The organism is Enterococcus alishanensis, assembly GCF_019218635.1.
Lineage (GTDB): Bacteria > Bacillota > Bacilli > Lactobacillales > Enterococcaceae > Enterococcus_A > Enterococcus_A alishanensis.
Genome location: NZ_JAHUZB010000009.1, coordinates 77,299 through 83,949 on the forward strand (window position 1 = coordinate 77,299; position 6,651 = coordinate 83,949).

Annotated in this window: 5 protein-coding genes; all 5 read right to left on the reverse strand. The window is 31.6% G+C overall.

Annotation, left to right across the window (positions count from 1 at the left end; translation table 11 throughout):
* Positions 1-5 precede the first annotated feature (5 nt).
* Positions 6-1,397 (reverse strand): glutamate decarboxylase, encoded by a 1,392-nt coding sequence (gene gad, locus KUA55_RS16505; protein ID WP_218327499.1) that lies wholly within the window; start codon positions 1,395-1,397, stop codon positions 6-8.
* Positions 1,398-1,442: 45 nt separating this feature from the next.
* Positions 1,443-2,906: an amino acid permease gene (locus KUA55_RS16510; RefSeq protein ID WP_218327500.1), complete on the reverse strand. Its 1,464-nt coding sequence runs from the start codon at positions 2,904-2,906 to the stop codon at positions 1,443-1,445.
* Positions 2,907-3,487: 581 nt separating this feature from the next.
* Complete coding sequence (locus KUA55_RS16515; RefSeq protein ID WP_218327501.1) at positions 3,488-4,474, reverse strand: choloylglycine hydrolase family protein; 987 nt, start codon at positions 4,472-4,474, stop codon at positions 3,488-3,490.
* A gap of 37 nt (positions 4,475-4,511) precedes the next feature.
* On the reverse strand, positions 4,512-5,027 hold the full coding sequence (locus KUA55_RS16520) for an HdeD family acid-resistance protein (protein ID WP_218327502.1): 516 nt from the start codon (positions 5,025-5,027) through the stop codon (positions 4,512-4,514).
* Positions 5,028-5,237: 210 nt separating this feature from the next.
* Positions 5,238-5,909: a DUF1361 domain-containing protein gene (locus KUA55_RS18790; protein WP_425514628.1), complete on the reverse strand. Its 672-nt coding sequence runs from the start codon at positions 5,907-5,909 to the stop codon at positions 5,238-5,240.
* Positions 5,910-6,651: the final 742 nt, after the last annotated feature.

Genomic DNA, 6,651 nt, shown 5'->3' on the forward strand with positions numbered 1-6,651 from the left:
AAATTTTAATGAGTAAATCCGTAACTACCTTGGTTTTTATTAGAGAAATTGGTTTCTTTATTTAATTTTTCTATCCCCAATTTTAAATCTTCAATTAGGTTATGCGCCATTTCCATACTTAAATCAGCTCTACAAACGAACCGTTGAATATTGACATTCGTTAAGTTTGCAGGTAAAGGATAGGTAGGAACTTGCCAGCCCTTCATCGCAAATTGATCCGTTAGATCGTATAACGACCAATTAACATTAGCATTAGGTTTTAATTTATAACAAACTATCGGTAAGTGAGAGCCATCATTATAAATATCAAAATAACCTAATTTCTCAATTTCAGATGCTAAATATTTTGCAACATCTTGTGTACGTTTGTGGATTTCATAAAATCCATTAAACCCATTACGTAAAAACACGTAATATTGCCCAATGATTTGACTAGCACTACGAGAAAAATTGATAGCCATGGTGGGCATTGTACCACCTAAATAACTTACTTCAAATATTAATTCTTTTGGTAAATAAGATTTGTCTTTCCATAATACCCATCCGATACCAGGATATACCAAGCCATATTTATGACCAGAAGTACTAATTGAGTGAACATTATCTAACTGGAAGTCCCACACTAAATCAGGTTCAACAAAAGGTGCAAATAATCCTCCAGATGCGGCATCCACATGAATATAAACAGGTAAATCATGCGTTTTATTGTAAGCAGTAACTTTAGCATCTAGTGCTTTAATATCATCATATTGACCAGTGTAAGTAATACCTAAAATACCGATGATACCAATAGTATAATCATCTACATAATCCATAACAGTATCTACATTGATGCTACCATGCTGCTCATCAATTGGTACAAGACGCATGTCAACATCCCAATAAACACAGAATTTTTCCCAAACGACTTGGTATCCCGAAGAAATAACTAAATTGGGTTTTTTCTTATTAATGTCTAATCCTTGTTTTTCTGCACGGTTTCTCCAAGAAAATTTAAGCGCTAGCCCACCTAACATACATGCCTCACTAGAACCTACAGTAGAGGTACCCATAAAGTCCATAGACTCAGGTGCATGCCATAAATCAGCAATCATATTGACACATCTATTTTCCATTTCAGCAGTTCGTGGATATTCGGTCTTATCAATAGCATTTTTTTCGAGCGTTTCAGACATTAATTGGATTGCTTCTGGCTCCATATAAGTTTGACAAAATGTAGCTAAGTTTTCTCGAGCAATCCCTTCATCAATTAATTCATCCTTAATATACTGATACGCGTCTTTAGGGGCTAGAGAATCTTGACGTAACTGATACATAGGAAGCGTCATATCAGCTTCAGATCCAAATATAGGTGATAATGATTCAGGTGTTTCTTGATTGTTTTTTCCGTATAACATAATGCATTCCTCCAAAATAATAAATATTTATATTAAATCAATTAATCAATGATTAATTGATTGTTGCTGTGATTGAATTTTTTTATCTTGTATCATCTTAGTTGCTTCTTGGTTTGATAAATGATGTCTGCTATAGGTATAGTAGATAATGAAAGGTACGGCGGCCATTATCACTGCACAGACAATTAATATTGTTAAATATGCTGCATGAGATCCTCCTAAACCGGTAGGTGGTACAAAAGAAATAACAAATGCAAAAACTGATACGATCAAACCTAATAATGCAATACCAATTTTTGTTTTTTCACCACCAGGTAGCGTGTAGCCTCTCTTTAGTTCTTTTTTATGTTTCACCAAATTTATATATGATAAGAATAGTAAGAAATAAGCTAGTAAATAGATCACTACTGTTAATGCCATGGCTACGAAGAATGATAGATTAGCACCACCGCCGCCTAAGGTTAATACCACTGCCCAAATAGAAACGACAATTCCTTGTACAAAAATGATATTCACTGGAACATCATGTTTATTTGTCTTAGCAAGTTTTTTAGGCATTAGACCATTTTCAGCTGCCTCTAGTAGAGCAGTTGATGGTCCAACAACCCAAGCTGCAATCTCTGCGATAACGCCAACACATAAAACCAAAGCAATGATTCGAACAATCCATTCGGAGCCTCCAAAATGTAAAATTAAAAATTTGAATGTTTGAACTACACCTGCATTCAACGAAAGCTGACTTTGAGGAATCACCGCTGCAACAGATAAACCTCCCAGTGTATCCACAACAATAGCTGTAATAACTAACATGACGATTGCTTTTGGATAATCTCGACTAGGATTTTCCATGTCTTTTACATGGCTAGCAGATGATTCAATCCCTGCGTAAGCCAAAATAAATGATACGAACACAACCAATGTACTAATCTTCGTGAAATCAGGTATAAATGACTTGATAGATAAATCAATTTGAATAGGATTTCCTTGTACGATATAGGCAATGCCTAGTCCGAATAAAATAGCACCTGTAGCTAATACGCCACCAAAAAAACCAATTTTTGCAATTTTAGCAGTATTTTTTGTTCCTCCTAATTGTGAGAAGCTGACTAGCCAAAATATAATCAGAGTAGCTGCTAACTTGAGACCAACATTTGTATTTAGCGCTGGCCAATTTAAGGCATAGGATAAAGCACCTACAATAAAATAAATCATTGTAATAAATCCAACGGTTACTTGAAACCACTGAAAGAAAATAGCCGCCAATCCCCATTTCTCACCAAGTGTTTTAGAAACCCAGGTGTATAAACCACCTTTTTCCCATCCTTCCACGGTAGCCATTTCGGCTGAACATAACGCCACTGGGATAAACCAAAGGAATCCAGCAATTAGTAAAAATATCACTAAATGTAGTTTAGAAGAAGCAAATGTCGGATATTCATATACTGTCATCACCATAGCAGCCGTTAATGCAAAAAAACTAACTAAAGATAACTTTCCTTTTTTTTTCATAAAACCATCTCCTTTATTATTTTTTGTTGAATAGGAAAATTAATATTTCTTGTTGAACAGGATACTAGTCGTATTTTTTTTCAATATCAATTTCCAAAGTATAAAAACACGATTTCCTCAATTATAAAATAACAACATTATAAAAATAAATATTATTAAAAAAGCATTTCCAACCCTTTAAAAATACGGGTAATCAGAGGTTTCACTTTTTTTATTATTTTAAAATTCCATGACATCATTAAATTACAGTAGTTATTTTTATTTAATAAAAGAGCTACCTAGTTAAGTATTTGAAGGTAAAAAAAATTGGCTCACTGCCAATCAAATCATTTTTAAAGTTCCTGAGGCAAAGTTTAAAAAGAAAGAATGCTCTACATTTCTAACAATAAATCAAGCAGGGATTTCCAATACTATTATTATTTTCGTGCATGCAAAAAAGCCCAAAAGAGCCTGCTCTTTTGGGCTTTATATATATATTTCTCTAGATAGACGACAATTCATTTACCGAAAATACAAACAAAACATCAGTAAAAATTATCCTATTTTTATAAAAGTTAACTAGTAAATGCACGTGTGCAAACCTACTCATTCAAGTTTGTCGCAGTAAATATGTTTTTAAAATCATATTGTGTTGGTTCTGTGGCATTTACTAACTCTTCAGTCAGACTTACTGAGTATACTGTTTGATTACTGTAGTCATTAAAGTAATAAACCTTATTATTTAAATCAAAGGCCGCTCTATATTGTGTATAATCAACCGAACCATCATCTTTCATATTAATACCTTTAGGAATAGTCACATTATTAAGAATATGAAATATATTATTCAGTACTTCATTATTGGAACCTGATTTATCTATATACTCTTTCATATATGCTGTTCGAACGAACCGTTCTGGAGGAGTTAATCCACCAGGTAGGCCAAATGTTCCAGAACCCTGACCAAAAGGATGAAAATTAAGACCATTTACTTTTTTGTTAGGAGTATTCGTTGGTGATAAATTCAAATAATTATTTAGATTTTTTATATGCCAATTTAAATCTGGACTATTTGTCATTACACCTACAGGATTGTTAATTAAATTCAGTTGTTGGTTATTCGTTTCAATTACGACTGTCTCACCTGTTTTATCAGTAATTATAAAATGTAGCGGAGGGACTATTCCTAATAATTTAATTTCACTGCTAACAATTGAAACTTCAGACAAACGTAATCTTAATTCATTGATCGATTCAATTTCTCCCAACACCCATAAAATAAATTCATGAGGCGCAAAATTTAGCTTATTTGGAGCAGGAATGCTACTGTAAGAAGCTTCATTTGGATAATACAATTCAGCGATGGCCAGACCTTTTTCATTCACACCATCTGCTAGTACATACTCATCGATCTTTCTACCTGTACCAACACAACCATATTTTGTTTTTTGATCCTTAGAAAATACGCTCTGCCACTTATAATTCCTTGGTATCACAGTTGGCTTCCCATTAAGGCTAAAACCAAAGTCCATCGTTCTGGCTAGAAAATTGTTACCACTATCAGCTTGCAATGTTAAGCTAGTACACATAAAAAACCCTCCATAAGATAAAGTAATATTTTTATTTCTATTTTTTTAATTTAAAATATATGACTATTTCTGAAATAGTCATGGCTATAAACCAAACACCTAAAAATCTTGTCAGGGTTAAAATTGTTCCAAAGGGATTAAATAGGAGAACAAATCCAAATGCTAATACTAATATAGAGTACAAGATACCAAACTTAAGTTTAAAGCCAATATTTTCAATAAGTTGAAATACGCCATTAATAATAAACACTATCCCTATGACAATTGGAAAGAAAGATAAAATTCCTTTGGAGAAAAATAAGATAATAAATGAAAACAGCAACTGAAATATCCCGATATATAAATCAATCCCAATCGTATTTAATTTCTTTTTTAACTTATATGAAGCATAAAAATGAAGCATACTTGATACGAATAAATAAATTGATAAAATATAAATAGTTAAATTGATCACCTTGTTAGGGCTAACCAGAAGTAGTACTCCCAAAACAAAATAAGTAAGTAATCTAATGAATAATGAATCTCGTAAAGATTTTGTTACACTCACTAACATACAAAGTCCCCTTTCTTGAAAAACAAATGCGCTTTAATTTGATATTTTTAATCATAATAAGTTCAAGAATAAATTCATTCTTTATTAATAGCAAGTATTTTGAATATACAATATGAGCGAGTCAAAAAAAGACAGAAACTATTCAGTTTCTGTCTATCATTGAAATATTTTTTCCATACCCATTAAATAGGATGATATAAAGGTAACTACTTACAGTATAAAAGTTCCTTTTCTAGAAGATAAAACGAAAAATAAAAGAGTTTGTAAAATAGTAAATAGTAAAATAAATGCCATAGAGTGCAAAGTAAAAATTGTGGGGATATACTGCAATATCGATATGGGATGGGTTAGCGCATTTACACTATTAAGTCTTAAGAAACGTCCCAAAAAAACACCCGTACTAATCAAAAAAAACAGGATAAGTTGGATTGCTAAAGTTTTATTTCGTGTCCATGAATACTTTTCCGATAACAATCTCAAAATAGCTTGTTCACTTTGTACACCTAAGACATACAGGCTTATAATTCCCCCTACTACCAAGAAGAACATAAACCAAACTAAAATATTCTCTGACATAATTAGATTGGATGAAGTATAAAAATTGATACGATTTAAGTGAACTAGATCTGTTAATAAATAGGCATTGTTGGGAATAAATAGGATATAAAAAATTAAAAGTACTGTGGTGCTTTTTTTTTGAAATCTATACTTCATAAAAGCATAAATTTCCAATGGTAAGTAAGCTAGCAAAGAGTCGATCAATAAAAAATGGATCGGTAAATCATATACATAAAATGGTATAAGAACAATAATGTAAATACTAAATAGAACTCTAATTTGCTTCATGTTATCTATCATTCCTCCGTTAAAGACTGCATTCATTTTAAGATGTCTTAGTCCTATATTTTAATATAAACAAGCACTTTAAAACAGTAATAAGTGCACAACTAAAAATAACACTGTTTGAGTCAAAATAAAATGCGTAGACTAGGATTCTTAGCTAAAATAAAAGTATTGCCTGTGGGGATATCTATAACGGATAGTTCCAACTTTAATCTGTATACAATCCATATGGTACATTCCAAAAACTAATAAAGCGGCTGCACAACAAATTCGTAGATATGAAAAAAGCGTCACCTTTAGATATACCCTAAATGGACAATAATAGGATTTATGAAAGGAGATAAAATTATGACAAAGGAAACTTTTTTGTATTTGTGCAATTTAGTAGTTGAAAAAATTACAATATAATTCCAAAAGTGACAGGTATTCTGATAAGTGATTCTAGCTATACCAATTCAAATTCACAAAAGCAGCCCACCAAAAGCTTGGTGGGCTTGTTGCTTGGGTTACGCGGGATTATATCAACTAATATTTTTTTGGCGGATATCAATATAAAAAGCAACCATTTTCCAAATTCTTAAACATGTTCGTGGGTAATTATACATTATAACCAGAAAGACACTTCTCTTTCTACTAGGCAATTTATAAAAAAATTTGAAAAATTATTTAATTACTTTTGAACAATATTTAAATTTACAATTTTTACACTATAATTTGAGTGCATTTTAATTCCTTATCTAAACATATGTTACTTCATTGATTTTATACTTATATTTACCTA

Coding starts and splice junctions, on each gene's coding strand:
- gad (WP_218327499.1), bottom strand. CDS start 1,397: ATGTTATACGGAAAAAACAATCAAGAAACACCTGAATCATTATCACCT.
- KUA55_RS16510 (WP_218327500.1), bottom strand. CDS start 2,906: ATGAAAAAAAAAGGAAAGTTATCTTTAGTTAGTTTTTTTGCATTAACG.
- KUA55_RS16515 (WP_218327501.1), bottom strand. CDS start 4,474: ATGTGTACTAGCTTAACATTGCAAGCTGATAGTGGTAACAATTTTCTA.
- KUA55_RS16520 (WP_218327502.1), bottom strand. CDS start 5,027: ATGTTAGTGAGTGTAACAAAATCTTTACGAGATTCATTATTCATTAGA.
- KUA55_RS18790 (WP_425514628.1), bottom strand. CDS start 5,909: ATGAATGCAGTCTTTAACGGAGGAATGATAGATAACATGAAGCAAATT.